At 46.3% G+C, this 26,477-nt stretch carries 21 protein-coding genes and 2 pseudogenes; 3 read left to right on the forward strand and 20 right to left on the reverse strand.

Annotation, left to right across the window (positions count from 1 at the left end; all coding sequences use genetic code 11):
• Positions 1-383 precede the first annotated feature (383 nt).
• From BGK61_RS05570 to BGK61_RS19880, 3 genes and pseudogenes are all read left to right on the forward strand, one after another.
• Positions 384-563: pseudogene (locus BGK61_RS05570) on the forward strand (IS3 family transposase); the annotation flags it as partial.
• A gap of 69 nt (positions 564-632) precedes the next feature.
• Positions 633-1,837, forward strand: a protein-coding gene (locus BGK61_RS05580; RefSeq protein WP_108721586.1) for an IS3 family transposase whose coding sequence is annotated in 2 segments (ribosomal slippage) — positions 633-1,005 and positions 1,005-1,837 — 1,206 coding nt in all. Because the reading frame shifts where the segments join, the coding sequence is not laid out codon by codon here.
• A 36-nt stretch (positions 1,838-1,873) separates the two neighbouring features.
• Positions 1,874-2,086 (forward strand): annotated as a pseudogene (locus tag BGK61_RS19880) (integrase core domain-containing protein); the annotation flags it as partial.
• Between the two features lie 51 nt (positions 2,087-2,137).
• Here BGK61_RS19880 and mutT read toward each other — a convergent pair.
• From mutT to BGK61_RS05685, 20 genes are all read right to left on the reverse strand, one after another.
• Entirely contained in the window at positions 2,138-2,518 is a 381-nt protein-coding gene (mutT, locus tag BGK61_RS05590) for an 8-oxo-dGTP diphosphatase MutT (RefSeq protein WP_076010829.1), read from the reverse strand.
• Complete coding sequence (gene secA, locus BGK61_RS05595; protein ID WP_014999263.1) at positions 2,518-5,226, reverse strand: preprotein translocase subunit SecA; 2,709 nt, start codon at positions 5,224-5,226, stop codon at positions 2,518-2,520. The genes mutT and secA overlap by 1 nt, the downstream gene beginning before the upstream one ends.
• Positions 5,227-5,406: 180 nt before the next feature.
• Positions 5,407-6,285, reverse strand: a complete 879-nt coding sequence (locus BGK61_RS05600) for a M23 family metallopeptidase (protein WP_076010828.1) — start codon at positions 6,283-6,285, stop codon at positions 5,407-5,409.
• A 208-nt stretch (positions 6,286-6,493) separates the two neighbouring features.
• Entirely contained in the window at positions 6,494-7,405 is a 912-nt protein-coding gene (lpxC, locus tag BGK61_RS05605; RefSeq protein WP_014999265.1) for a UDP-3-O-acyl-N-acetylglucosamine deacetylase, read from the reverse strand.
• Positions 7,406-7,618: 213 nt separating this feature from the next.
• Positions 7,619-8,785, reverse strand: coding sequence for a cell division protein FtsZ (gene ftsZ, locus BGK61_RS05610; RefSeq protein WP_014999266.1), 1,167 nt, complete (start codon positions 8,783-8,785; stop codon positions 7,619-7,621).
• Positions 8,786-8,893: 108 nt separating this feature from the next.
• Positions 8,894-10,123, reverse strand: a complete 1,230-nt coding sequence (gene ftsA, locus BGK61_RS05615) for a cell division protein FtsA (protein WP_014980043.1) — start codon at positions 10,121-10,123, stop codon at positions 8,894-8,896.
• A gap of 7 nt (positions 10,124-10,130) precedes the next feature.
• Positions 10,131-10,901: a cell division protein FtsQ/DivIB gene (locus BGK61_RS05620; protein WP_014999267.1), complete on the reverse strand. Its 771-nt coding sequence runs from the start codon at positions 10,899-10,901 to the stop codon at positions 10,131-10,133.
• Between the two features lie 2 nt (positions 10,902-10,903).
• Complete coding sequence (locus BGK61_RS05625) at positions 10,904-11,887, reverse strand: D-alanine--D-alanine ligase (RefSeq protein WP_014999268.1); 984 nt, start codon at positions 11,885-11,887, stop codon at positions 10,904-10,906.
• A 1-nt stretch (position 11,888) separates the two neighbouring features.
• Positions 11,889-13,334, reverse strand: a complete 1,446-nt coding sequence (gene murC, locus BGK61_RS05630) for a UDP-N-acetylmuramate--L-alanine ligase (protein WP_076010827.1) — start codon at positions 13,332-13,334, stop codon at positions 11,889-11,891.
• The gene (gene murG / locus BGK61_RS05635; RefSeq protein WP_014999270.1) at positions 13,334-14,476 is read right to left on the reverse strand and encodes an undecaprenyldiphospho-muramoylpentapeptide beta-N-acetylglucosaminyltransferase; all 1,143 of its coding nucleotides are present in this window, start codon (positions 14,474-14,476) and stop codon (positions 13,334-13,336) included. Before murG ends, murC begins: the two co-directional genes overlap by 1 nt.
• Positions 14,469-15,893, reverse strand: coding sequence for a cell division protein FtsW (gene ftsW, locus BGK61_RS05640; protein ID WP_014999271.1), 1,425 nt, complete (start codon positions 15,891-15,893; stop codon positions 14,469-14,471). The genes murG and ftsW overlap by 8 nt, the downstream gene beginning before the upstream one ends.
• Positions 15,890-17,410, reverse strand: a complete 1,521-nt coding sequence (murD, locus tag BGK61_RS05645) for a UDP-N-acetylmuramoyl-L-alanine--D-glutamate ligase (RefSeq protein ID WP_076010826.1) — start codon at positions 17,408-17,410, stop codon at positions 15,890-15,892. Before murD ends, ftsW begins: the two co-directional genes overlap by 4 nt.
• Positions 17,411-17,431: 21 nt before the next feature.
• Complete coding sequence (mraY, locus tag BGK61_RS05650) at positions 17,432-18,514, reverse strand: phospho-N-acetylmuramoyl-pentapeptide-transferase (protein ID WP_014999273.1); 1,083 nt, start codon at positions 18,512-18,514, stop codon at positions 17,432-17,434.
• A complete protein-coding gene (locus BGK61_RS05655) occupies positions 18,508-19,917 on the reverse strand; it encodes a UDP-N-acetylmuramoyl-tripeptide--D-alanyl-D-alanine ligase (RefSeq protein ID WP_076010825.1) in 1,410 nt (469 codons plus the stop codon). The genes mraY and BGK61_RS05655 overlap by 7 nt, the downstream gene beginning before the upstream one ends.
• A complete protein-coding gene (locus BGK61_RS05660) occupies positions 19,914-21,479 on the reverse strand; it encodes a UDP-N-acetylmuramoyl-L-alanyl-D-glutamate--2,6-diaminopimelate ligase (RefSeq protein ID WP_076010824.1) in 1,566 nt (521 codons plus the stop codon). The genes BGK61_RS05655 and BGK61_RS05660 overlap by 4 nt, the downstream gene beginning before the upstream one ends.
• Complete coding sequence (locus BGK61_RS05665) at positions 21,469-23,244, reverse strand: peptidoglycan glycosyltransferase FtsI (protein WP_014999276.1); 1,776 nt, start codon at positions 23,242-23,244, stop codon at positions 21,469-21,471. Before BGK61_RS05665 ends, BGK61_RS05660 begins: the two co-directional genes overlap by 11 nt.
• The gene (ftsL, locus tag BGK61_RS05670; protein ID WP_014999277.1) at positions 23,241-23,576 is read right to left on the reverse strand and encodes a cell division protein FtsL; all 336 of its coding nucleotides are present in this window, start codon (positions 23,574-23,576) and stop codon (positions 23,241-23,243) included. The genes BGK61_RS05665 and ftsL overlap by 4 nt, the downstream gene beginning before the upstream one ends.
• Positions 23,573-24,514: a 16S rRNA (cytosine(1402)-N(4))-methyltransferase RsmH gene (gene rsmH / locus BGK61_RS05675; protein WP_076010823.1), complete on the reverse strand. Its 942-nt coding sequence runs from the start codon at positions 24,512-24,514 to the stop codon at positions 23,573-23,575. Before rsmH ends, ftsL begins: the two co-directional genes overlap by 4 nt.
• Positions 24,511-24,969 (reverse strand): division/cell wall cluster transcriptional repressor MraZ, encoded by a 459-nt coding sequence (gene mraZ, locus BGK61_RS05680; protein ID WP_012519465.1) that lies wholly within the window; start codon positions 24,967-24,969, stop codon positions 24,511-24,513. The genes rsmH and mraZ overlap by 4 nt, the downstream gene beginning before the upstream one ends.
• 543 nt (positions 24,970-25,512) lie before the next feature.
• Positions 25,513-26,337, reverse strand: coding sequence for a DUF5777 family beta-barrel protein (locus BGK61_RS05685; protein WP_076010822.1), 825 nt, complete (start codon positions 26,335-26,337; stop codon positions 25,513-25,515).
• Positions 26,338-26,477 lie beyond the last annotated feature (140 nt).

Below are 26,477 nucleotides of genomic sequence, written 5' to 3' on the forward strand. Positions count from 1 at the left end.
GCACTATTCAAATATCGTTGAGAAAGAGGCGCGTTTATGTATTAAACGAGATACGTTTGTATAGAAGAAGGTACGCCTGTCTTGCAAAATCAAAATTCAGTACAGTGATGACACAAATGTCATAAATGACACTTTTTTACATACCAGTATAAAAACAAAAACTTATATTCGTAACTTTGGATAAGGTGACAATTACTACTTTGTCAAAGTACAAAAGTCTAATAAGGTTATTCGTTGGCGAGATTATTTTTAAGAAAAAATGCTGATGAATTAGCAGCTTATACTTACGTATAAGAAAAAAGCGGCACTTGGCCGCTTTAATTGATGAGGTTGACCCATCCTAAATAGCGTTGACACTTTTCAAACTTAATTTGGAGAGTGTAATGAAATCAAATAGCAAAAGAACTCAACGCGATTATTCCCTCGCTTTTAAATTGGCTGTTGTAGACCAAGTTGAAAAAGGCGAATTCACATATAAACAAGCACAAGACCACTACGGAATTCAGGGGTGTTCAACGGTTTTAGTTTGGCTTCGTAAGCATGGTCGTCTAAATTGGACGGATGGAACACCTAAGTTTCNTGACCCATCCTAAATAGCGTTGACACTTTTCAAACTTAATTTGGAGAGTGTAATGAAATCAAATAGCAAAAGAACTCAACGCGATTATTCCCTCGCTTTTAAATTGGCTGTTGTAGACCAAGTTGAAAAAGGCGAATTCACATATAAACAAGCACAAGACCACTACGGAATTCAGGGGTGTTCAACGGTTTTAGTTTGGCTTCGTAAGCATGGTCGTCTAAATTGGACGGATGGAACACCTAAGTTTCTTAAACGAGGTAATTGCGTGGATAAGTCCAAAGTAGAGCTCACTCCAGAACAGCGTATTAAGGCTCTGGAGAAAGAGCTTGCTGATACGAAAATGAAAGCTGATTTCTTTGAAGCCGTCGTGAATGTTCTTGAAACTGATTATGGAGTTAGCGTTGTAAAAAAGCGCAAAAGAAAGTCGTCCAGGAAAAAGTGATAGACGGGGTTTCTGTAGCCAAAGCTTGTCGTTATCTGAATATTTCTCGTCAGGCCTATTACCAACATTGTGCTCGTTCAGTCAAGCGCGAAGCGCATGAGGATAGAGTCATTCAGTTCGTACGTCAGGAGCGAATGATGCAACCTCGCATCGGCACTAGGAAACTACAGTATCTTCTTGCGCTCGTTAAAATAGACATTGGTAGGGATCATCTCTTTAATTTACTAAGAGAAAGGCGTCTACTGGTGCCGACAAAGCGTGCCTATCACAAAACAACGAATAGTCATCATCGGTTCCGCTGCCATCCCAACCTCATTAAAGCGGGGCTCAAAGCGGATAAACCCAATCAGCTATGGGTAGCGGATATCACGTACTTGCCGACGCGAAGTGGAGAGAGTTATGTGAGTCTCATTACAGATGCTTATTCGCGGAAGATTGTGGGCTATCAGGTTGACGATAACATGCGAACGCAGTCAGTAAAGCAAGCGTTTACTCGAGCGCTTAAACAAAAAAGTACAAAAGAAAAACTCGTACATCATTCTGACAGAGGGATACAGTATTGCTCAGAAGAGTATCAAAAACTCCATAGAAAACATAATGTGCAGTGCTCAATGACAGATGGCTACGACTGCTATCAAAACGCCCTTGCAGAGCGGATAAACGGTATTCTTAAAAATGAATACTTACTCCATAAGCCAAGAGATTTAGAAGAAGCGAGAAAGATGGTTGCAGAGTCAGTAGCTATCTATAATGGTAGGAGGCCACATCTGGCCCTTAAATACAAAACGCCCGATGAAATACATCGGGCGTTTTAACCGAAATAAGTGTCAACCTATTTCAGGACTAGTCANCAGTGCTCAATGACAGATGGCTACGACTGCTATCAAAACGCCCTTGCAGAGCGGATAAACGGTATTCTTAAAAATGAATACTTACTCCATAAGCCAAGAGATTTAGAAGAAGCGAGAAAGATGGTTGCAGAGTCAGTAGCTATCTATAATGGTAGGAGGCCACATCTGGCCCTTAAATACAAAACGCCCGATGAAATACATCGGGCGTTTTAACCGAAATAAGTGTCAACCTATTTCAGGACTAGTCAGGTGTGTAGGGCGAAATTACTGTAAAGCGCTAATGATGGGTATATTCGCTTCGGGAAAGTCATTGGCGTTGAGTGACTTCACATTAATCCAGCGCGATGCCTGTCCTTCTTTGCCATGGGGCTCACCAGTGAAATGATTCACACGGTGTACATCTAGCTTAACTTGCTTGTCGCCGTAGTCGTGGGTAATGACAATCACAGGCTCGCTGTGATTAACGGTAATTCCCACTTCTTCAGCAAGCTCTCGCCTTAACGCCTGAAGAACGGTTTCACCCTCTTCCACTTTACCGCCGGGAAATTCCCATTTCCCGCCTTGATGGACGTCGTCGGGGCGAAGCGTAATAAATATATCATCGCCGCGGGCGATAACGCCCACAGCAACATGTACCACTTTCATTACTTAAGTTTACCGTGACACTGCTTATACTTTTTACCCGAACCACATGGACATGGGTCGTTACGGCCTACTTTCGCGCCTTCGCGCACTTGCGTACGCACTCTGTCGCTAGCTTCTTCTGGTGTTGCACTCGCTTCTTCGTGCTCGAAGTTCTTAGGTACATCGTCAGCTTGACGACGTTGCTCTTCTACTTTTTGCACGTCTTCTTCAGCTTGTACTTTTACACGCGCAAGAATGGTGATCACTTCAACTTTAAGCGCTTCTAGCATTTGAGAGAACAAGGCAAACGACTCACGCTTGTATTCTTGCTTAGGATTCTTCTGCGCATAGCCGCGTAAATGAATACCTTGGCGCAGATGGTCCATCGCTGCCAAATGCTCTTTCCAGTGGCTGTCTAAGTTTTGTAGCATTACCGCTTTTTCAAACTGGCGTAATACCTGCTCGCCCACTACCGCTTCTTTTTGCTTATAGGCATCCACTACTTCACCAAGAATGCGCTCGCGAAGCTTCTCTTCGTAAAGCTTGTCGTCATTTTCAAGCCAGGTTTTTATCGGCAGGTCTACGGCAAAGTCTGCACGCATACGCTCTTCAAGCCCATTAACGTCCCACATTTCTTCAAGAGATTGTGGCGGAATGTACTCATCCACAACACTTGAAATAACATCTTCACGAATGGCCGCGATAGTCTCGCTAATATCACCTTCATCAAGAAGCTCATTGCGCTGTTCGTAGATAACTTTACGCTGGTCGTTGGCCACATCATCGTATTCAAGCAATTGCTTACGAATGTCGAAGTTACGACCTTCTACTTTGCGCTGTGCATTCTCAATGGCGCGAGTTACCCACGGATGCTCAATGGCTTCACCGCGCTCCATACCTAAACGCTTCATCATGTTGCCCATTTTTTCAGAGGCAAAGATACGCATAAGTGCATCGTCTAATGACAGGTAGAAACGGCTTGAACCCGGGTCACCCTGACGACCTGAACGACCGCGAAGCTGGTTATCAATACGACGAGACTCGTGACGCTCTGTACCAATAATATGTAAGCCACCTGATGCAAGCACGGCATCGTGTCTTTCTTTCCACTCAGCCTTAATCTTTTTAATTTGCTCTTCAGTTGGATTTTCGAGCTTCTCAACTTCTGCCTGCCAGTTACCGCCTAGCACGATATCAGTACCACGACCCGCCATGTTAGTTGCAATCGTTACGGCGCCTGGCTTACCAGCCTGAGCAACGATATCAGCCTCGTGTTCGTGGAACTTAGCGTTAAGCACTTTATGAGGAATTTTCGACTTCTTAAGAATGCGAGAAATGAGCTCTGAGTTCTCGATAGACACAGTACCCACAAGCGTAGGTTGACCGCGTTTAACGCACTCTTTAATGTCTTCAACAATGGCTTCGTATTTTTCTTCTGCCGTTAGGTAGATGAGGTCAGCCATGTCTTTACGCTGCATAGGACGGTTTGTTGGGATAACTACCGTTTCCAGGCCGTAAATATGATTAAATTCGAAGGCTTCTGTATCTGCTGTACCTGTCATACCCGCAAGCTTGTTATACAAGCGGAAGTAGTTCTGGAAGGTAATTGACGCAAGGGTTTGGTTTTCGTTCTGAATACGAACCCCTTCTTTAGCTTCAACTGCCTGATGCAGACCTTCAGACCAGCGACGGCCTTCCATCGTACGGCCGGTGTGCTCGTCAACAATTACAATTTGGTCATCTTTTACAATGTAGTCTACGTCTTTGGCAAACAACTTGTGCGCACGAAGTGCAGCGTTAATATGGTGAAGCAGTGAAATATTGCCAGCGGCAAACAAAGACTCACCTTCAGGTAACATACCTTCTTGCTGAAGGATTTCTTCAACGTGAATTTGACCGCGCTCGGTAAGGTGAATTTGTTTGGCTTTAAGGTCAATCGTGTAATCACCGTCACCCTCTTGGCCTTCTTCGTCTTCTTTTTCTTGCTGAACAAGTTTAGGAATAATAGTGTTGATACGGCGATACAGCTCTGAGCTATCTTCAGCCTGACCAGAGATAATAAGTGGTGTACGTGCTTCGTCGATAAGAATTGAGTCAACTTCATCCACTACCGCATAGTTAAGCGGGCGCTGTACGCGGTCTTGTGGGCTAAATGCCATATTGTCACGAAGGTAGTCAAAACCAAATTCGTTGTTCGTACCATAGGTTACGTCTGCTTGGTAAGCTTCACGTTTTTGCTGTGGCGACATGCCAGGCACGTTACAGCCAACGCGCATGCCTAGGTAAGTAAATAACTGGTTACTCCACTCAGCGTCACGGCGGGCAAGGTAGTCGTTCACGGTCACAACGTGAACCCCTTTGCCTGACAAGGCGTTAAGGTAAGTTGGCAAGGTAGCGGTAAGCGTCTTACCTTCACCCGTACGCATTTCTGAAATTTTACCTTGGTGAAGTACTTGACCACCTAGCATCTGAACGTCGAAGTGACGCATGCCGTATACGCGTTTACTCGCTTCGCGCACAGTAGCGAAAGCTTCAACAAGAATATCGTCAAGGGTTTCACCCTTTTCAATGCGCGCTTTGAATTCGTCGGTCTTAGCCTTTAGCGCCTCATCAGAAAGCTTTTCAAATTCTGCTTCCAGTGCATTAATGGCATCTACGTTTTTGCGTAATTTTTTTAATAATCGGTCGTTTCTACTACCGAATACTTTTCGAAGGATGCTTGAAAACATTAGCTTTTTTATTCCACTACTTGTCGAGGCGCCGCACAACGTGCACAGCTAAATTAAACGTATAAAACACAACGATAAGCGCGTTGTGTTTTGCGATGTTCTAAAATTATGCTTCTTCGTTTTAGGTGACTTTAGTTAATAAATTCACTATCAACGAGAATTACCTGGCTGCTACCTACGCTACTTTTTATAGACGAAAGGTAGAGGATCGACTTGTTTTCCGTTTCTCATTACTTCGTAGTGAACATGAACGCCAGTAGAGCGCCCCGTATTGCCCATTTTGGCGATAGGTTCCCCTTTGGTTACCACATCACCTATTGAAACAGTTAGGGTATCGTTATGCCCATAGCGGGTAACAAAACCATCACCGTGATCAATTTCTACTAGTTGGCCATAACCGTAGCGCTCACCCGCCCAGGTAACAATACCTGCTGCAGTCGCCACCACGTTTTCCCCTGCTTTACCTGCGAAATCTAGCCCTTTGTGCATGGTAGGTTCGCCAGTAAACGGGTCGGCCCGCATACCATAATAAGAAGACAACCACCCCGACTCTATCGGACGACCAGATAATTGGCTCTGTTCGTGGATATGGTGACCCCTGACCAAACTTTCAAGCATAGACAACTGTTGAGACTTCAAATCGAGTGATTGCTCTAGTTTGGCTATTTCGTAAAGGATGGGATCGTCTTGAAGGTTATCCGGTATCGATACCGGTACGAAAGCGTCCAGGTCAGCCGCTGACATACCTAATTCTGTTGCGATTTGCTTACCTTTCTCGTCCAGCAATGTAGCCTGCGCAGATAACTCTGCGACGTGAGAAAGCAAAGCTTGTAATTTAACCGTTGTTTGCTCTTTTAGTGCTTCAACGTCTTTTTGTCGTTCATTGACTTCAGTTTGCGCCAAACGAACGCGGGCAATATCTTCTGACACCGATTCAGTTGAACGGCTCGACACTAGCATAAAAATAGAGGAGAGCACGGTTGCGCTCACAAGCGTACGGACACTAATGCTGTGCCTATAGCGTTTATTTTTACCTGCTAGTGTAATAGTTAGTTTCATACCACGAAGAAAATTGCTGTTTCACGCCACTCTTTTCATACCACTTCATACCACGATGAATGTGTTTTTAGCCAAAGGCGACAACCTTCGACCTATCGTTTTTATGTCACATGGGTGAAATTTATATTAATTATTCGGCTACTGTATCATTTATTTCAGTAATTGCCATATGAAAAAAAGCCGCCCGTAAGGCGGCTTTTTGAAAATCTTACGCTAGCACGGGTTGAGCATAACGAATTGGCGCTGTTTCTTGTGAGTCGTAGGTCACGAACTCCCAACACTCTTTTTGCGCAAGTACAGCATTTAATAGCTTGTTATTCAGGCCGTGACCTGTTTTGTACGCACGCAATTCACCAATCAGACTATGACCGCCAAGGTATAAATCACCAATAGCATCCAAAATCTTATGCTTCAAGAACTCATCGTCATAGCGCAACCCTTCTGGGTTAAGTACGCGGAATTCGTCTAGCGCCACCGCGTTTTCCATGCTGCCACCTAACGCTAGGTTATTAGCATTCATGTACTCTAAGTCGCGCATAAAACCGAAAGTACGTGCACGACTTACTTCGTTAACATATGAGCATGAATCGAAATCCATCACCATATGCTGACGAGTTTGACTGATCACAGGATGATCAAAGTCAATTTGGAAATCAACGCGGAAACCGTCGTAAGGCACTAATTCGGCCCACTTATCGCCATCTTCAACGCGAACTGGCTTTTTAATACGAATAAATTGCTTAGGCGCGTTTAGTTCTTCAATACCAGCAGATTGAAGCAAGAATACGAACGGGCTAGCACTTCCGTCCATAATTGGCAGCTCGTTACTGTCTACTTCAACAATAATGTTATCGATACCTAAACCTGCAAGCGCAGACGCTAAATGTTCTACCGTTTGGATAGTTACACCGTCTTCGTTATTTAGGCACGTACACAGCATGGTATTACCTACCGCGTTCGCACGCGAAGGTATGTCAACATGTGGTTCAAGGTCAACACGCCTAAACACGATACCCGTGTTTGCTGGCGCAGGTCGGAGAGTCATTGTGACCTTTTCCCCTTTATGAAGCCCAATTCCGGTCTCTTGGACCGATTGCTTGATTGTACGTTGTCTAATCATCTGCTTAAGCTTTTACCTATTAAAAAAAGCGGGCGCGAATTATAGTGAGTTATTACTCACATGTCAAAAAACACCCGATCTGACGGATTTTACTCTGTCAGATTACGTATTTTGTTAACCCATTCACGCGAATTTTTCACGTCGTGTAAGTACACCTTACTAAGTAAGACATCACAAACGCGAAATAATTCCCTTCCGTTTCAGGCAGCTAAATTAATCTGCCTGCTTACGAAGAAATGCAGGAATATCCAAATATTCCAAATCATTTTCTGGCTGCGCACTGTCGTCTGCTTTCAGCGCTTGGTTGCCTTCTGTACCACCAACTGCAGAACGTGGCTCACTTGAGTGTGTGCTGCCGTACTCTTTTGCTGGTGTAGTAAGACGAGAACCTTCAGAGCTTACTAGCGAAATGTCAGGCTTGCGCTCTGCGCCAATACCGGTTGCAACAACCGTCACGCGAAGCTCATCTGTCATTTCCATATCAATAACTGTACCCACAACCACGGTCGCATTTTCTGATGCGAACGCTTTAACAGCGTTACCTACAGTTTCAAACTCGTCGATAGCGAAATCTGGACCCGCTGTGATATTCACAAGAATACCGCGCGCACCTGACAAGTCGATATCTTCAAGAAGCGGGCTAGCAATCGCAGCTTCAGCAGCTTCTTCAGCACGGTCAGGACCGCTTGCTGCGCCGCTACCCATCATAGCTTTACCCATCTCAGACATAACAGTACGTACGTCTGCAAAGTCGACGTTGATTAGACCAGGACGGGTAATCAGTTCTGCAATACCTTGAACAGCACCGCGTAATACGTCATTTGCTGCGCTAAACGCTTGAAGAAGCGGTGTGCCTGGACCCATTACTTTAAGTAGTTTTTCGTTTGGAATAGTAATCAGCGAGTCAACGTTGTTCGACAGCTCGACAATGCCCTGTTCCGCAAAAGAGGTACGCTTTTTGCCTTCAAATGGGAACGGCTTAGTTACTACAGCTACCGTAAGAATACCCATTTCACGTGCGATCTTCGCCACTTCTGGCGCGGCGCCCGTACCTGTACCACCGCCCATACCGGCAGTGATGAAAACCATATCAGCACCGTCTAGCGCCTGACGAATAGTTTCTCTATCTTCCTGGGCTGCTTCACGACCAATGTTTGGATCGGCGCCCGCACCTAACCCTTTGGTTACACTTGAGCCAATTTGAAGTGTAACGTCAGCACTTGAGCTACGAAGCACCTGTGCATCGGTGTTAACTGCAATAAATTCTACGCCTTCAATACTTTGAGACACCATGTGCTCAACCGCATTGCCGCCGCCGCCACCGACACCGATGACTTTAATTACGGCTTCTTCGCCGTGACTATCCATTAATTCGAACATACTTACTCTCCGGTTGTACGTCTTTTTCAACACTACGCCAGGTCATTCCCTCAGGCTAATTGCTTCCTGCTAGCCTTAATGCCGTAGCTATAGCGCCCCCAAATAAAATTAAAATTCACCTTTAAACCAGCTTTGCACTCGATGAAATAAGCTTTCACCGGTCTTCTGCGTACTGGACTTCTTATTATCAGATTGTACTTTGCCATATTGCAGCAGTCCTACGACTGTCGCAAATCCAGCGTCATCAACATATTCAGACAAGCCTTTTACGTTGATGGGTTTGCCCACGCGCACGGGCATCTGGAAAAGTTCTTCGGCAAATTCCACGGCACCTTCCATCTTAGCGGTCCCGCCTGTAAGCACAAGGCCTGCAGCGATTTGCTCTTCCAGACCGCTGGCACGAATTTCGTCATGTACCAGCTCAAAAAGTTCTTGGTAGCGAGGTTCAATTACCTCAGCTAATGTATGACGAGACATCACTCTAGCAGGGCGTCCGCCTACGCTAGGTACTTCAATGCTGTCTTCCATACTCACCATGTCTTTCAATGCACAGGCGTAGTTCACCTTAATTTCTTCTGCATTGCTAATAGGTGTTCTAAATATTTTAGCGATGTCGCTGGTAATTTGATTACCCGCAACCGGTATAACCGCTGTGTGGCGAATAGCGCCATCAGTGTAGATAACCATATCCATAGTACCACCACCGATATCAACCACACATACGCCAAGCTCGCGCTCGTCGTCAGTCAGTACCGCATAACTTGATGCCAACGCTGAAAAGATCAGCTGATCAGCATTAAGTTCACAACGCTCTACACATTTCACCATGTTTTTCGCCATATCGTCGGCACAGGTAATAATGTGAGCATCCGCTTCCATTCTTACTCCTGACATACCGATAGGGTTCTTAATCCCTTCCTGCACATCAATGGTAAATTCTTGTGGTAACACGTGAAGTAGACGACGTTCTGCTGCAATCGGCACACTACGCGCTGCATGAATAACGTTATCTACGTCTTCTTGTGTTACTTCCTGGTTATTAATCGGTACCATGCCATTTTCATTTTGGCATTTAACGTGACGTCCCGAGATAGACATGAAAACTGAAGACACACGGCAATCTGCCATTAACTCCATCTCGTTTACTGCACGCTGGACTGATTTAACCACCAGGTTCAAATCGTTAACGCCGCCCTTATCCATGCCTTTCGATGCATGGGTGCCCACGCCAACAATACTGATTTGATCATCTTCTAGTAATTCACCCACCACGGCCTTTACTTGGCTGGTGCCGATATCTAGTCCTACAATCAAATTGCGTTCAGCAGGTTTTGACATGGTTTCCTTAACTCTCTTCATCTGTGGCGCTGTCGTCTTTCCATCCGACTGCTACGCCCGTGTCATAGCGAAGGTCGACGTATTTCACCGCCTTCTCTTGTTGCGCCAGAAGCGGATAAACATCAATAAAGCGTTGTAGCCTATCGATAAACTCCTGACGTCCTAAATTCAATTTAATGCCGTTTTTCAACTGCACTTGCCATGCAAATCGCTCGCTTAAGGATAATTCTTCTAACGTCATATCCGTTGTCGCAATTAGCGCATGCATGGCGTTGTAGCCCTCAAGGGCGGTTTTTTCGCTGCCACCCGGGCCGTAAAGGCGCGGTAAGTCTAGCTTCACGCCCTCGTCGTTAAACGTATCGCCATAGGGGTTTAACAACAAATCTTCATTCCATTGGGCAACAGGTTGCTGCTCAACCAAATAAATTTTTAACGTATTTGGCCATTTTTTTCTTACTGACGCGCGATAAACCCAAGGCTGCGCTTCAACAAGTTCAAATACTTCGTTTACATCAAGCGCAAAAAAGCTTCCAGGCTGCGCCTTGCGTATTAACCGCTCTAGCTTTGCAATATCGATGTGCTGATAATCACCAGAAAAATCGATAACCTGTACCGGCATTTGCTGTTCGTCTTGCAAATACTGGTTTGCTTTCAGTCCACCAAATACCAATCCTGCAATAACAAACAGTAAGAAAGCGACGCCGCCCCACACTGCCGTTTTGCTTTTGCCGCCCTTTTCAGAAGCAGGCTTCTTTTGATTAGTATTGGTATCAGCCACGTTTACGCCTTGTTTGCAACGTCATCGAAACTAGTAGAAAGAATACTTAGTACCAGTTCGTCAAATGTTAGTCCTGCAACTTTGGCTGCCTTCGGCACCAAACTTTTTTCTGTCATACCAGGCACTGTGTTCGCCTCTAGCAAATAAAATTGCCTTTGGTTGTCCTGCATAACGTCAATTCTACCCCAGCCGCTGCCAGAAATAGCGTCAAAAGCACGAGATGCTAGTTTTGCTAGCTGTGCTTCTTGCTCTTCAGACAAGCCGCTTGGGCAATAGTATTCTGTTGTATTATCCTGATATTTCGCAGCATAATCATAGAATGTATGTGGAGTAGACATGCGAATAGACGGCAACGCCTGTCCCTGCAATACAGAAACAGTGAACTCGGGGCCATCTATGTACTGCTCTAACAGGACTTGATTATCGTATTTAAAGGCGTCCTGAATGGCAGTTTCGAGCTGTTTAGCGCTTGTCACTCTTGCCATGCCAATACTCGACCCTTCTCTGGCCGGTTTTACCATGACTTCATTCCCCAATTTATCCATTATAGCGCTGCACTTACCAGCTTCAAAGTGCCTTTTATCAGCAATTTCATATTTTGCAGTGGGTAAGCCTAAACTTTGCCACACTTGCTTAGTATGAATTTTGTCCATTGCCAGTGCAGAACCTAAAACTCGACTTCCGGTATAGGGGATTTTCAGTAGCTGAAGAGCTCCTTGCATAGAGCCATCTTCACCACCACGACCGTGTAGCATAATTAGTGCTCTATCAACGTTTAGGTCGAGAAGATCGGTAAGCGGTCGCTCTGCTGGATCAAACGCAAACGCATCCACGCCTTGTCTCAAAAGCGCGTTTAACACCGCATTGCCCGAATTAAGCGATACTTCGCGCTCAGCAGAATCGCCGCCAAGCAGTACAGCAACTTTTCCATACTCGTCAGGAGAGTGTGTTTTTTGAGAATGCATACCTACTGAAGGTTTAGACATCTTATTCCCCTTCCTTTGCAAGCGATGTTGCTTCTAATTCATGACGGGCAAGAAGCTTAGCAATTTGTCCGATATTTCCCGCGCCTTGTGTCATGACAATGTCGCCATCTTGCATGATATTCGCCAAAATAGCTGGTAAGGCGTCTTTGTCACCTACGTATACAGGCTCGATTTGACCACGCTGACGAATGGAACGGCACAACGCTTTACTGTCAGCGCCTTCAATAGGTTGTTCACTGGCTGCGTAAACATCCAGAAGCAACAAGGCATCAACACTCGACAGTACTTCAACAAAGTCTTCGTAAAGGTCGCGGGTTCGCGTAAAGCGATGTGGTTGATAAACCATAACCAAGCGCTTGTCAGGCCAGTTTGCACGAGCCGCAGCGATGGTCGCTCTTACTTCCGTTGGGTGGTGACCATAGTCATCCACCAAACACACCTCGCCTTTACTGGTATTAAACGTACCTAACTGCTCGAAACGACGACCTATTCCACCAAAGCTGGCTAATGCGCGGATGATAGCGTCGTCATCTACACCTTCGTCGGTTGCGACAGCGATAGCAGCAAGGGCATTTAGCACATTGTGGTTACCGGTGAGGTTCAACGTTATATCTAACGGTTCGCGTTCTGGGCGAATGACCGTAAAATTCGCTTTACCGAATGACAGAGAAACATTTTCTGCGCGATAGTCATTATGTGATTCAAAACCATAGGTAAGAATGCTTCGACCTATACGAGGGCGAATTTCTTGGATATTTGCATCGTCACCGCATACGATGGCTTGACCATAAAACGGTAGGTTCGACAAGAAATCAACAAAGGTATCTTTCACCTTTGAGAAGTCGCCACCATAAGTATCCATATGGTCGGCTTCAATATTGGTCACCACAGAAACCATCGGCTGCAAATGAAGGAACGACGCATCGCTCTCGTCAGCCTCTGCGATTAGATAACGGCTTTTACCCAAACGCGCATTCGTACCAGCACTGTTAAGCAAACCGCCGATAACAAACGTAGGGTCATACTCCGCTTCTGCGAAAATCGTTGAAATTAAACTGGTTGTGGTAGTTTTGCCGTGCGTACCCGCCACCGCAATACCGTGGCGGAATCGCATCAATTCTGCCAGCATTTCTGCACGGCGAATAATTGGAATGCGCTTTTCACGAGCAACGATAATCTCTGGATTTTGCTCATTGATAGCGCTAGACACCACAATAACGTCCATGCCTTCAACATTTTCCGCACGGTGGCCTATTTTCACATCAGCACCTAATTCGCTTAAGCGCTGTGTCATTGGCCCTTCTTGAATGTCAGAGCCAGCAATAGCATAACCTTCGTTCAGTAATACTTCGGCAATACCACCCATACCGGCACCGCCGATACCAATAAAGAATATATTTTTCACCCTGCGCATTTGCGGGCTTTCAAATGGGGTTTTAAAAACCATTAGTCCCCTACTCCTACCACGCTTTTAACGTGGCTTACTACATTTTCCGTGGCATGAGTGCTTGCACATGTTTTCGCAACAGCCCCCATCTTTAAGCAGCCTTCAGGGTGTTGTAACCACTGACGCACCGCCTGCCCTAAATTTTCTTTCAATACAGATTGAGCAATCATCAGTGCCGCATTTTGCTTTACTAACGACTGCGCATTTTTTGTTTGGTGATCGTCAACCGCAAAAGGTAGCGGTACGAAAATCGCCGCGCGTCCGGCAGCTGCAACTTCACTTACCGTAAGCGCACCGGCTCTACAGACAACAAAGTCTGCCCATTCATAAGCTGCGGCCATGTCATCAATAAAATCACTGACATCGATTTTCGACATATCTGCGCCCACCGACGTGTAGGCTTTAATGACACCTTCACTGTTGCCTTTTCCACATTGGTGTTTGATTGATAAACCTTCTAGCACCCCGCAAGTCTCCGGCACGGTTTCATTGAGAATTTGTGCGCCTAAACTGCCGCCTACAACAAGCATATTTAAACCTTGCTTGTGCTCACTAGTGTTTTCAAAACGGCTTTCAAGCGTGTTTGCACGAACGTCTGCGTCAATGTTTACAGGCTTGGGCTTCACCTGCCAAATTTCGTCTCGAACAGGATTGCCCACAGTATGCACCTTAGTAGCGCCACCTGAAAATTGTTCTTTCGCATCCTCAAAGCCCAGAAGCACCCGATTTGCGATTTTACTAAGAAGCTTATTGGTCATGCCTGCCGCGGCATTTTGCTCATGCACAATAACGGGAATGCCTAAACTTTTTGCGGCTACCCCACCCGGGCCGCTTGCGTAACCGCCAAATCCGACCACGATATCAGGTTGAAGACGCTTTATAATTCGTCTTGCTGAAAATAAGCTTTTAACTAAAGCAATGGCGCCTTCAAAGCGTGCCGCGATGCCTTTACCACGAAGCCCTTTTACCGGAATAAAATGAATGGGAATATCGTGCTTAGGCACAACTTGCGCTTCCATTCGCTCGGCGGTGCCTAGCCAATGAATATCCCAGCCTTCATTTCGAAGCGCGTTTGCCACTGCAAGACCAGGGAAAACATGCCCGCCTGTACCACCAGCCATAATCAAGCAACGCTTAGCCATTGTCAGCCTCCTGCGCTACGCGCGCGAGTATAGCTTTAATGCCAGCTTTTCCTTCATCTTCTGCGCTTGATGTTTTGACGCTAGGTTTAGCTTCAACCGTCGCCGTAGAAAAATCAGCTTCATCGGCCTTGCTCTCTACGCTCGCATCACCTTCAGTATGTGACGCTTTAGATTTGGACGCGCTTGTTGGTATCGGCTTTTTACGGCGGGCTTTACTCTTACCGGATTTGCTGTCGCCTCGGCCAATCGCCTGTACGCCATCAACACGTAATTCAAAATCGATACGAAGTAATATGGCTACCGCTACTGACATAATTATAAGTGACGAGCCGCCGTAACTAACCAGCGGCAGTGTTAACCCTTTGGTGGGCAGAATACCTGCGCTTGCGCCAATATTTACCGCCGTTTGGAAACTAAACCAGATGCCAATGCTGTAAGCCAGATAACCATCAAACGCTCGTCCTTTTTCAAGTGCCTTGTTTCCAATGCTTAGCGCACGTAATACCATCCATAAAATAAGACCAAGCACGGCAAGTACACCAACAAAGCCGAGCTCTTCTGCCAGAATAGCCATAACAAAGTCGGTGTGTGCTTCAGGTAAGAACTCCAACTTTTGTAAGCTATTGCCTAGGCCTTGCCCGAACCAGTTACCACGACCATACGCCATTAAAGACTGAGTAAGCTGATAACCTGCACCAAATGGATCTGCCCATGGGTCTAAGAAGGAAGTCACTCGTTTAAGACGATATTCTTCAAACACGATTAGCGCCACTACCGCCAATATGCCTACAAACACCAGTGCGAAGAACTGCCACAGTCGTGCACCGGCTAAAAACAATAAGCCAATCGTGGTGGCAAACATCACAACGACGGTACCTAAATCTGGCTGTAGCAGTAGCAACATCGCTAGCACAAAGAACACCACAAGGGGCTTAATAAAGCCTTTTAGGTTCTCGGTAACTTCTTCGTAGCGGCGAACCAGATAACCAGCCAAATACGCAAAGAAAAAGAGCTTCGCCGGCTCGGCAGCTTGAATGGTTATAGGGCCAATCGCCAACCAACGGGTGCTCCCGTTTACGGTTCTTCCCACTACCAGTACTGCTAGCAATAGCGCTATAGCCGCAAGCAGAAGGTAGGGATTTGTCATGCGCCAAAACTGCATGGGTAAATTCAGTACCACCATAGCGGCGACGATCGCCCCAACAATATAAATACCGTGGCGAATAGCAAAATAGAACGGATTGTCGTGCAGCCTATCGGCCACCGGCATCGACGCGGAAGTTACAATTACAACCCCAATGCTCATCAGCGCGAGCGCAATTAATATCAGCGTTACGTCATAAGGGTGCGTTGCAGAAGGCTGCCCATCGTGTTTCGCAGCAAATAGTGCGCTAAGTTTGGTAGAGGCAGCCATCATGATGCGGCCTCCACAGCGTCGTTGTTCTCACTGTGTATATTGTGGAGATCGTGCACGTCTTGTTTAAACACGTCACCGCGATGCATGTAGTTCTTAAACATATCTAAACTCGCACACGCAGGCGAAAGCAGCACTACATCACCAGGTGCAGCAAGTCTTGTTGCTGCTTTTACGGCGTCTTTCATCGTTGCCACACGGGTAGTATGCGCAAAACTCTTTTCAAACAAATGGGCATCTTTGCCTAAGGCAAACACATGAGAAACGTGCTGATTTAGATACGATGTAAGATTCCCCATATCAGCCCCTTTAGCGTCACCACCTGCAATAAGGATAAGTTTCCCCTTTATAGTAGGGCCTATTCCTTCAAGGGCCGCGACAGTGGCGCCAATATTGGTTGCTTTGGAATCGTCGATATAGCGGATGTCGTTTACGCGGGCTATTTCCACACAGCGATGTGGTGCAGCTTTGAAACTGTGTAGATGTTTAACCGCGAGCTCTGGCGAAACACCTAGCTGAAGGCAGATGCCCAATGCAGCCATGATGTTTAGTACGTTATGCATGCCCGCTAAATGGATATCGCTAAGGGCAATAAGCTTTTCGCCATTGAACGTGATGTATAGACTTTGTTCATCGTCACGAGCACTATCGTCACCGTCAAAAGACGCAATCGCAAACCCTGTGGTCGACTCTCCCAGTCCATATTCAACGATATTTCTTGACGCTAGCGACTCTTCATTAGACGCGGCACTAGATACGGCATTAGATACGGCGTTTAATGCGGCATTACCCTTAGCATCAGTAATAAGCTGCTCGTAAGGTGCTACAAACTCACCGTCTCGCCACACAACTGCAGATTTCGCATTATCAAAAATGCGATGCTTGGCATCGATATAGGCTTCAAGGGTACCGTGACGGTCTAGGTGGTCATCGGAAATATTAAGCACAGTAGCAGCTTCAAGCACCAGGCTAGACGTAGTTTCAAGTTGAAAACTTGATAGCTCTATCACCACTACATCTGCATCACTTTGAAGCGCTTCAAGCACAGGGCGACCTACGTTACCCGCTTCAATGCTTTTTACGCCGCAGCTTTTGAGCAGATGGTTCACTAATAAAGTAACCGTGGTTTTACCGTTAGAGCCGGTTATACCTACTACGCGCTTAGCTGGCGTAGCACTATTCGTGGAGGCATTTAAACGGGCGAATAATTCCACGTCGCCGATCACCTCAACACCACACTTTTGCGCTAAAACCACTTGTTCAATATTCAAAGCAAGACCCGGACTTAACACCAAAGTGTCTACACCATTAAAGTAATCTTCGCTTAGTGCATTGCAAGTGACCTTCTCTGCCATAAACGCTTGCATGTCAGTATCAAGACCAGCAGGTGCAGTAAAATTAGCACGGGTATCAAACGCTTTAACTGTTGCCTGTTTATGCAACAAAAAGCGCACGCAAGCCTGACCTGTAACACCCAGGCCACCGACTACATAACTATGCTCACGTACGTTATACGACATTAATGTTTATCTCTTTCCCGCTTATCTAAGTTTGAGGGTAGCAAGACCTACCAAGACCAAAATGATTGAAATGATCCAAAAACGCACTATTACGCGCGGCTCTGGCCAGCCCTTCAATTCATAGTGATGGTGAATAGGTGCCATACGGAAAATACGCTGGCCACGCAGTTTGTAAGAACCTACCTGAAGAATGACTGAGACGGTTTCCATTACAAACACGCCACCCATGATGATTAACACCAATTCTTGGCGCACCAATACAGCAAGCACGCCTAGTGTGCCGCCTAACGCAAGTGAGCCAACGTCGCCCATAAATACTTGTGCCGGATATGTGTTAAACCATAAAAAGCCTAAGCCTGCACCGACCATGGCAGTGCACACAATTACCAGCTCGCTGGTAAGCGGAATATGAGGAATATTCAGGTATTCGGCAAAGTTAGCATTACCTGTCACATAGGCAAAAATGGCGAATGCGCCCGCCACCAAAATAGTAGGCACAATAGCAAGACCGTCTAATCCATCGGTAAGGTTTACCGCGTTACTTGTACCAACAATGGCGAAGTAAGTAATGATAATGAAGAATGCACCTAACTGCGGAAACACTTCTTTGAAGAAGGGCACCAACAGCGAAGTTTCAGCGCTCATAGTGGCACTGCTGTATAGATAAAATGCGACGCCTAACGCGACCACTGATTGCCAGAAATATTTCCAACGGGCGATGAGCCCCTTCGAATCTTTGCGGATCACTTTTCTGTAGTCATCGACAAACCCGATAATACCGTAGGCCACAACCACAGTAAGGGTTACCAACACATAACGGTTAGTAAGGTCAGCCCAAAGCAGGCCGCTTACTACAATTGCTGCGAGTATGAGTAACCCGCCCATAGTGGGTGTGCCTGATTTGGATAAATGGCTTTGCGGGCCATCGTCACGTACGGTTTGACCAATTTGCATACGCTGCAAGTAACGAATCATCTTAGGGCCAATAAGAATGGCAATAAGCAATGCGGTCAGCGTGCTTAAAATTGCACGAAGGGTAAGGTATGAAAATACATTAAACCCTGAATCGAATTGTGTCAGCCAGTCGGCTAGCCAAATTAACATGCTATTCGCTCCCGACGGCTATCGTGCTTTCCCAGCGCAGAGGCCTCTACCGCCTCTACCACACGCTCCATTCTGGAACTGCGTGAACCTTTTACTAAAATTGAAATATCGCGCTGCTGCACTAACAAATCACTCTCCATTGCGGCCAACAAACTTTCAACATCGCTGAAATGGCCACTATTTTCATTAAACACAGCACTGGCTGATTGACTCAAAACACCCATGGTATACAGGTAATTAATTCCTTTTTCTTTAGCGTATTCCCCCACCTGCTCGTGGTAATAACGCGCCTTTTCACCCAACTCTTTCATGTCGCCTAGAACAAGAACGCGAATGCCTGAAAAGCTACTTAGCGTATCAATTGCCGCATTTACAGACGCCACGTTGGCGTTGTAGGTATCGTCTAACAGGCGAACCTGTTCGGTAAGCTGTTTTACATTCAAGCGCCCGCTGACCTGCTTCATGGCAAGTAAACCGTCGCGTACGTTTTCTAATGTCGCGCCAACTTGCAGCGTTAATGCCGCAGCGACAAGAGCATTCCCCACGTTGTGAACGCCAGGAATAGTGAGCTGAATAGACATATCACCTTGCGGGCAAACCAAATGAAATGCGGCGCAGCCATCTAATCCAATGATGATATCTTCAGCTTTAAAATCAGCATCGTTTTTCTGCTGCGGGGAAAACGTTAGCGTTTTGGTCTGTTTGAGTTTGCCCTGCCAAAATTCAGCAAACTGACTATCAACATTGACTACCGCCACACCGTCACTGCCTAAGCCTTTAAAAATTTCGCTTTTGGCGCGCGCCACGCCTAGCAAGCTGCCAAAGCCTTCTAAGTGAGAAGCGGCGGCGTTTACTATAGTCGCTACGTCCGGCTTTACGAGGTTTGTGGTATAGGCGATTTCACCGATATGATTTGCGCCTAGCTCCATAACCGCGTATTCATGCTGAGGCTCCAGGCGTAAAAGGGTTAGCGGCACACCAATATCATTATTGAAGTTACCGTTTGTGGCTAATACATTGCCTCTTCGCTCCAAAATAGCGGCACACATTTCCTTCACGGTGGTTTTACCACTGCTTCCGGTGATGGCAATGGTTTTAGGCGTCACATAAGCTTTCACCGCCGCCCCTAATAGACCAAGTGCTTCTTTGGTATCTTCAACCATGATGACAGGTAACGAGGTCGCTACGTCTTCACTGGCAATAACCGCACTTGCTCCCGCTTTCTCTGCCGTTGAAATAAAATCATGGCCATTAAAGTTCGGACCTTTCAAGGCTAAGTAAACTGCGCCATCTTCAAGGGTGCGGGTATCGGTACTTACCGCTGATACTTCAACGTCAGCAGCATCGTTCAATAATTTTCCATTAACCTTTTCGGCTATCCATGACAGCGTTGTTGTTATCATTTGCTGTACTCCTGTTGCAGTCGCGCCACAACTGCACGTTCGTTATAGTTAGTCTTTTTGTCACCGATAATTTGGTAATCTTCATGGCCTTTTCCGGCCACAATGATGATGTCGCTTTCATGCGCATGCTCAAGGCAATGACGAATAGCTTGCTCGCGATCGGGAATAGACACTGCCAGCTCACAGTTCTTCAAACCCGCAATGATATCCTCGGCGATAGATTCAGGGCTTTCACTGCGACTGTTATCTGTGGTGATCACAATAGCGTCAGCACCAACCTCGGCAGCCTGCCCCATTAACGGTCGCTTACCTTTGTCTCTGTCTCCGCCACAGCCAAACACACACCACACTTTGCCCGTTGTATGGAATTTGGCGCTTAACAGCACTTTCTCCAGAGCGTCTGGCGTATGCGCGTAGTCCACCACTAAGTTAGCCGCACCCGTTACAGGGAAAACTTCCATTCGCCCGGGTACAGGCGTGATTGCATTTACCGCGTTAACCACGTCTTCAAAACGCTCACCTTGAGCGAGTAACGTACCTATAGCACTAAGTACATTGCTGATATTGAACTTCCCGAATAGCGGCAGCGAAATAGCAGCGCTTCCCCACGAGCTCACCAGTTCAAAACTACATCCACCGGCATGATAAGAAGCATTTGTGGCGAAACAATGGCGACTTTGAGGATTGTTATGCTCTCGCAAGCACTCACTTTCACCGCTTCCATCCAGACCACTTTCGTCTATACCTGTCCAGACGCGTGTAATCGACTTATCTGCTGCACCATCCCACTTCTTACTTTCATCATCATTAGCGTTTAATACCACAGCCTTTAAACCTGGCTGCTTTAGCAGCAAGCGCTTGGCTTTACCGTACTCTTCCATGGTGCCGTGATAATCGAGATGATCTCGAGTAAGGTTAGTGAAAACAGCGATATCGGTTTTTACTGTACCAAGCCGACCCTGAACCAATGCGTGAGAACTTGCTTCGAAGGCCGTATGGCGCACTTCACTTTGCACAAAGTCTGCCAACAAATATTGCATACGTATAGCATCGGGCGTCGTGTTTGCCGCCGGCGTGTTCGACCACTGGGTTTCATCGCCTTCAAACACACTGCTCCCTAGAGTTCCGATGCTTGCGCTACGCGTACCTAGCGCATCCTTAAGCTGGGTAAGCAATTGAACTGTAGAGGTTTTTCCGTTTGTTCCTGTGACTGCTACCGTCGTCATTTTCTGGGCAGGATAATCATAAAATGCAGCTGCTAATGCAGAAAGCATTTGTGGCAATTCATACAAGGAGATAATGACACTGTGGTCACGCATTTCCATCTGACCATGGGCACTACTGTCTTCAGTTTGCGCCAGAATTACACGGGCCCCTAAACTTATTGCCTGGGGTATAAAATCTCGACCATCGCGTTCGTGGCCCTTAATCGCCAAAAAAGCCAAGCGTGTATTCACTTCTCGGCTGTCTAGCGTTAAACCTTCAATACGGATATCTGGGGCGTCTACACCAAATTTCGCCAATAAGGCTTTTATACTTTGAATAAAGGCACTAACTACCACTTTGACCTCCTTTCAATAAGCGGCTAGATGTAACCTGCTTGTCGTCGGGCGTAACGTTTAACATGTGCAGCGCGCCACCCATAATTGATGAAAAGACAGGTGCAGCGGTATCCCCCGCGTGATACAAATCACCGCCGGGTTCGTTGATCAATACAATTGTCACTAATCTTGGGTCAGACACAGGTGCAATACCGGCGAAAATATTGACGTACTCTTCACCGTACCCGCCTGCCACCGCTTTTCGGCTTGTTCCGGTTTTACCAGCAACGCGATACCCTGGTACCGAGGCTTTAATTGCCGTGCCGCCACGCTGGGTGACGCTTTCCATCATTTGAACAATGGCTTTTGCGTTTTCTTCGCTTATTACCCGTTCTGATTGAGCTTGCCACGACGGTTGTTCCGGTGACTTGATGATATTAAGCGGAGTTTTTATACCGCCGTTTGCCAGCGTTGCGTAAAGACGCCCCAACTGTGCTGTTGTCACAGAAATGCCGTATCCAAACGACAGCGTGGCTAATTCAAACTCAGACCAGCGACTGCGCTCATGGAAAATACCGCTACTCTCACCCGCCATATTCAGCCCGGTATCGCTCATTAAGCCCATGTTGTAATAGGTATCAAGCAGGAACTGTTTAGGCACAGAAAGCGCCAGCTTTGATGTACCCATATTCGAAGAATGCTGAATGATTTCTTCTAGCGTTAGTTCGCCATAATTACGCGAATCTTTAACTAGGCTGCCGCCTAAACGCATCCATCCTGGGTGGGTGTTTACCGAATCTTCAGGCTCTACTTCACCAAACTCTAACGCAGTAAGTACCGCCAGCGGTTTTAGCGCCGAGCCTGGTTCGAACGCATCGGTAATAACTCGGTTACGCATTCTGTGTGCAGAAATATCGCTTCTGTCATTCGGATTGAACGACGGTGCATTCACCATGGCTAACACATCACCGCTTTTTACATCGATGACAATGGCGGAAGCCGAGCTTGATTGGTAATAAATCATGGCTTCTTTAATTTCTTTATAAGCAAGTGCCTGAATACGCTGATCGATAGTCAGCTGCAGGTCACCGGCTTTTTCGCCTGATTTTGTTTCCAAGATTTCAACCTGACGACCTTTTGCATCGCGGCGTATTTTACGAGAACCCGGCGTGCCCGTTAGCCACTCGTTATACATGCGCTCTAAGCCTTCAACCCCTGTGTCATCAACATCGGTTACGCCGATTAACTGCGCTGAAACTTCGCCTGTAGGATAATAGCGGCGACTTTCACGACGAAGATAAATACCGGGAATGTCCAGTTTATCAACGTACTCTGCCATGGCAGGAGACACCTGACGCTGCAAGTAAACAAAGCGGCGTTTGGGGTTTGCCACTTTCTCTTTGAGTTCATTGACGTCTTGGCGCAGTACATCTGCCAGCGCTTCCCAGCGGCGTTCTTCCTCGAAGCCGTTGTTTTCATGGATAACTTTAGGGTCTGCGTAAATGGCGCGAACAGGTACACTCACCGCCAGTTCAACACCATTTCTATCGGTAATGAGCCCGCGATAGGTTGGCATATCACGGGTTCTTAGTGTGCGGTTGTCGCCCTGTTGAATAAGCTCGTCTGGCTCAATAACTTGAATGTAGGCCGCACGGGCGGCGAGCACGCTGAACACCAGCATGATCACTACCAGCACAACGACAAAACGCCAGTGCACTAAGCTTGGCGTTACATTTTGTTTTGCACCGGTCTTTTTACGTTGGCGAGAAAGCGCGGTTGTACTCATTTTAACCTCACCACTACTTCATCATCTGCGGTTGGACGGTACATTTCTAATTGTTTTTCAACCAGGTTTTCTATGCGGTTGTGCTCGGTTAACGCACGTTGCTCAAGCACAAGGTTACGCCACTCTACATCCAGCTCATCTTTCTCTTGCATGAGGTCTTCAAGGGCAATGACCTGCTGTCTGTTGTGATGGCTGCTAAGCGTTACCGCCATAGCACTTACGATAACCATTAAATACAACAAAACCCGCAACTTGTTGCGGGTCAAATCTGAAACAATTATTAGCAGTAATTTAAAATTAGTGCTGGCCTTGTCTGGCGCGGCTTTGGTCATAACTTTTCTGCCACACGTAATACCGAACTGCGAGAGCGAACGTTGTTCGCAATCTCCTGTTCTGAAGGTTTTATCGCTTTGCCTAAGGCTTTTAGCACTTTATCTGCATCTATTTCAGCCTGAGTAATCGGTAGGTTGTGTGGTACTGATTTCCCTTTACTTTGATCCTTAATGAAGCGTTTTACTAAACGGTCTTCAAGCGAGTGAAACGAAATAACGGCAAGACGACCTTCTTTCGCCAACACCTGTGTCGCGGCTTTAAGGCCAACACGAAGTTGCTCCAGCTCCGCATTGATATAAATGCGAATGCCTTGGAATGCGCGGGTAGCCGGATGTTTAAACTTATCCTTTACAGGAACCGCTTCGTCGATGATCTTGGCTAGCTGTGCAGTGCGTGTGATAGGCGTTTCTTTGCGTGTGTTCACAATGGCGTGGGCTATGCGTTTGCCGAACTTCTCTTCGCCAAACTCTTTAATAACCTGCGTAATGTCTTGTTCTTCGGCGTTAGCCAACCAGTCTGCAGCACTTTGTCCACGTGAGGTGTCCATACGCATATCAAGCGGTCCGTCACGAAGGAAGCTAAAGCCACGCTCGGCATCATCTAGCTGTGGTGAAGACACACCTAAATCCATGAGTACGCCGTCAATCTTACCGGTTAGTCCCAGCGCTTCGATTTCTTCTGCCATATCACCAAACGGTGAGTGGATAATGCTAAAACGCTTATCATCGGCGAAACGTTCTGCCGCTTTGATTGCTTGCGGGTCACGGTCAAAGGCGATGAGTCGCCCGTGTTCACCCAATGCATCCAAAATATGTGCTGAGTGCCCCCCACGGCCGAAAGTGGCGTCGATGTAGATACCGTTCGGTTTAATCGCTAGGGCTTCGATGCATTCATCAAGCAATACTGAAATATGTTTAAATTCGCTAGGGTGCGTCATAGAGAAAAGTCCTGTAATCGTTCGGTAAGTTCAAATTCGCCTTTGCGTTCGGTGTCTATATCAGCTTCAACTTGTTGTGCCCAAATATCGGCATCCCAAATTTCGAATTTGTTTAACTGACCAACTAACATGACTTCTTTTGAGAGTTTTGCGAAACTTCGCAGTGGAGTAGGGACAAGAATGCGCCCGCTTTTATCCATCTCACCTTCAGAAGCATAACCTAGTAGCAATCGCTGCAAACGACGCTCGGCTGGGATCATGCTTGAAAGTTTAGAGAGTTTAAGCTCAATCTCTTCCCATTCGGGAAGTGGGTAAAGTAGCAAACAACTTTGTTGTGTATCGACTGTGCAGACCAGTTGTCCCTGACAATCATCCAGCAGCGACTGACGATACTTCGTCGGTATAGCCAGTCTGCCTTTTGTATCCAGATTGATTGCGTTAGCGCCGCGGAACATTCCCCTAGCCTTTTATTATTTGCTCTTGGTTTTCTTGTTTTTTGAGTACTAATCTGCAAAGTGATGATGATTTGATCCACAATTCGCCACATTTACCCACTGAGATACAGTTTAGGTATCAATGATCCCCACTGTCAAGTAGAAAAAAGGCGTGAAAGCCGCATAAATACTGGCTTTGAACTGGTTGGATATACAGTGTTTTTAGGAAGTGTATGATTAGGCGTGTAAAAAAGAATAAAAAATATTCAGGCAAGCCAAAAGAAAGGGGTAATTAATCGATGAACTGCAGTTTTTGAACAAAGTTGAACTGCTATTTTTACTTAATGATATGAGACGTGATCTTACGATTGTATCTACGGGCGATTTCAGCTTCATTCAGCACAGGCTAGTAATGAATAAAGCGGCAGCCCTTTCCCGGTAACGTGAAAAAGCGAGTGAGCTAACACTAACGAGTGCTAACTCACTGCATTTGCATCACTTCGAGCTAAGGCGTAGCAGTAGCTGAGACATGTTAACGCTTAGCGATAATCAAGGTGCTTTAACTTAGAAACGATAGGATGCGGTAAGCGAAGCCACGTCACTATCTACATCGCTATCAATATCTGTTTCATAGCTAGCTGACACTGAAAATTGCTCATTTACCCAGTAATCAAGCGCAACACCTGCGGTTTTTACATTATCGAAACCATCTGGTGCATTGGTATAGCTATAGCTTCCCTGAACGCTCAAACCTGGAGTGAAGAAGTATCTGGCGCTGCCCGATAAAACGTCAACATCGTCTGCTACGTACTGAGCTGTAAAGTCCCAGCCCGTTCCCGCGTTGCCTACCGTGGTATAGCGTGTAAAAACAAGTGGTGAAGTCTCATTCTCACTTTCGCTGTAACTTTCTCCACCAGCATTAAAGTCGTAAGTGGCACGCTGATAGATTACACCTGCACCAATTTGCCATTGACGCGACAAGTTAAACCCTACCTTCAGGTCAATATTGGTATAGTCCTCGTCACCGAATTCGTCATCAAACTTACTGTGAGCGCCTTCTATAGCAAGCATCCAAGTATCGTCTAAGTAAAAAGTACTGCCTAGGTTAAATACATCGATACCATCGAGTGTGGCATAGCCGCCAGACAGACTAGATACGCGCTGTAGATATGGGTTAATTAGATAAGCGCCGCTATTGCCACTGACTTCATTCAGGTAGCGCACATATCTTGCACCGTAAAGGTTGTCATCTAACCCTTCAAAATCAACAACTGTAACTTGTACTTCGTTTTGCGTAGCAGCATGAGCAGCTGACATTGAAAATACTGATGCGGTGATAATTGAAAGTGCAGTTAACGTAGTTTTTAGCTTATTAATGTTAGTGTTCATGTCTTTGTCCTTAAAAATGTGTTGGGAACTGTAATAACCAGCCCGCATAAGATAAGACATTCAAACTTAACGATTTCTGAACGAAACATGACGAAGTCTGAACGAGTGCAAAAGACATAAAAAAACCCGCTGTTAAGCGG

Source organism: Alteromonas abrolhosensis (assembly GCF_001953635.1).
GTDB classification, from domain to species: Bacteria; Pseudomonadota; Gammaproteobacteria; order Enterobacterales; family Alteromonadaceae; genus Alteromonas; species Alteromonas abrolhosensis.

Bases quoted from the DNA above. Each gene is read 5' to 3' on its own strand.
- mutT (WP_076010829.1), bottom strand. From the start codon at position 2,518: ATGAAAGTGGTACATGTTGCTGTGGGCGTTATCGCCCGCGGCGATGAT.
- secA (WP_014999263.1), bottom strand. From the start codon at position 5,226: ATGTTTTCAAGCATCCTTCGAAAAGTATTCGGTAGTAGAAACGACCGA.
- BGK61_RS05600 (WP_076010828.1), bottom strand. From the start codon at position 6,285: ATGAAACTAACTATTACACTAGCAGGTAAAAATAAACGCTATAGGCAC.
- lpxC (WP_014999265.1), bottom strand. From the start codon at position 7,405: ATGATTAGACAACGTACAATCAAGCAATCGGTCCAAGAGACCGGAATT.
- ftsZ (WP_014999266.1), bottom strand. From the start codon at position 8,785: ATGTTCGAATTAATGGATAGTCACGGCGAAGAAGCCGTAATTAAAGTC.
- ftsA (WP_014980043.1), bottom strand. From the start codon at position 10,123: ATGTCAAAACCTGCTGAACGCAATTTGATTGTAGGACTAGATATCGGC.
- BGK61_RS05625 (WP_014999268.1), bottom strand. From the start codon at position 11,887: ATGTCTAAACCTTCAGTAGGTATGCATTCTCAAAAAACACACTCTCCT.
- murC (WP_076010827.1), bottom strand. From the start codon at position 13,334: ATGGTTTTTAAAACCCCATTTGAAAGCCCGCAAATGCGCAGGGTGAAA.
- murG (WP_014999270.1), bottom strand. From the start codon at position 14,476: ATGGCTAAGCGTTGCTTGATTATGGCTGGTGGTACAGGCGGGCATGTT.
- ftsW (WP_014999271.1), bottom strand. From the start codon at position 15,893: ATGATGGCTGCCTCTACCAAACTTAGCGCACTATTTGCTGCGAAACAC.
- murD (WP_076010826.1), bottom strand. From the start codon at position 17,410: ATGTCGTATAACGTACGTGAGCATAGTTATGTAGTCGGTGGCCTGGGT.
- mraY (WP_014999273.1), bottom strand. From the start codon at position 18,514: ATGTTAATTTGGCTAGCCGACTGGCTGACACAATTCGATTCAGGGTTT.
- BGK61_RS05655 (WP_076010825.1), bottom strand. From the start codon at position 19,917: ATGATAACAACAACGCTGTCATGGATAGCCGAAAAGGTTAATGGAAAA.
- BGK61_RS05665 (WP_014999276.1), bottom strand. From the start codon at position 23,244: ATGAGTACAACCGCGCTTTCTCGCCAACGTAAAAAGACCGGTGCAAAA.
- ftsL (WP_014999277.1), bottom strand. From the start codon at position 23,576: ATGACCAAAGCCGCGCCAGACAAGGCCAGCACTAATTTTAAATTACTG.
- rsmH (WP_076010823.1), bottom strand. From the start codon at position 24,514: ATGACGCACCCTAGCGAATTTAAACATATTTCAGTATTGCTTGATGAA.
- mraZ (WP_012519465.1), bottom strand. From the start codon at position 24,969: ATGTTCCGCGGCGCTAACGCAATCAATCTGGATACAAAAGGCAGACTG.
- BGK61_RS05685 (WP_076010822.1), bottom strand. From the start codon at position 26,337: ATGAACACTAACATTAATAAGCTAAAAACTACGTTAACTGCACTTTCA.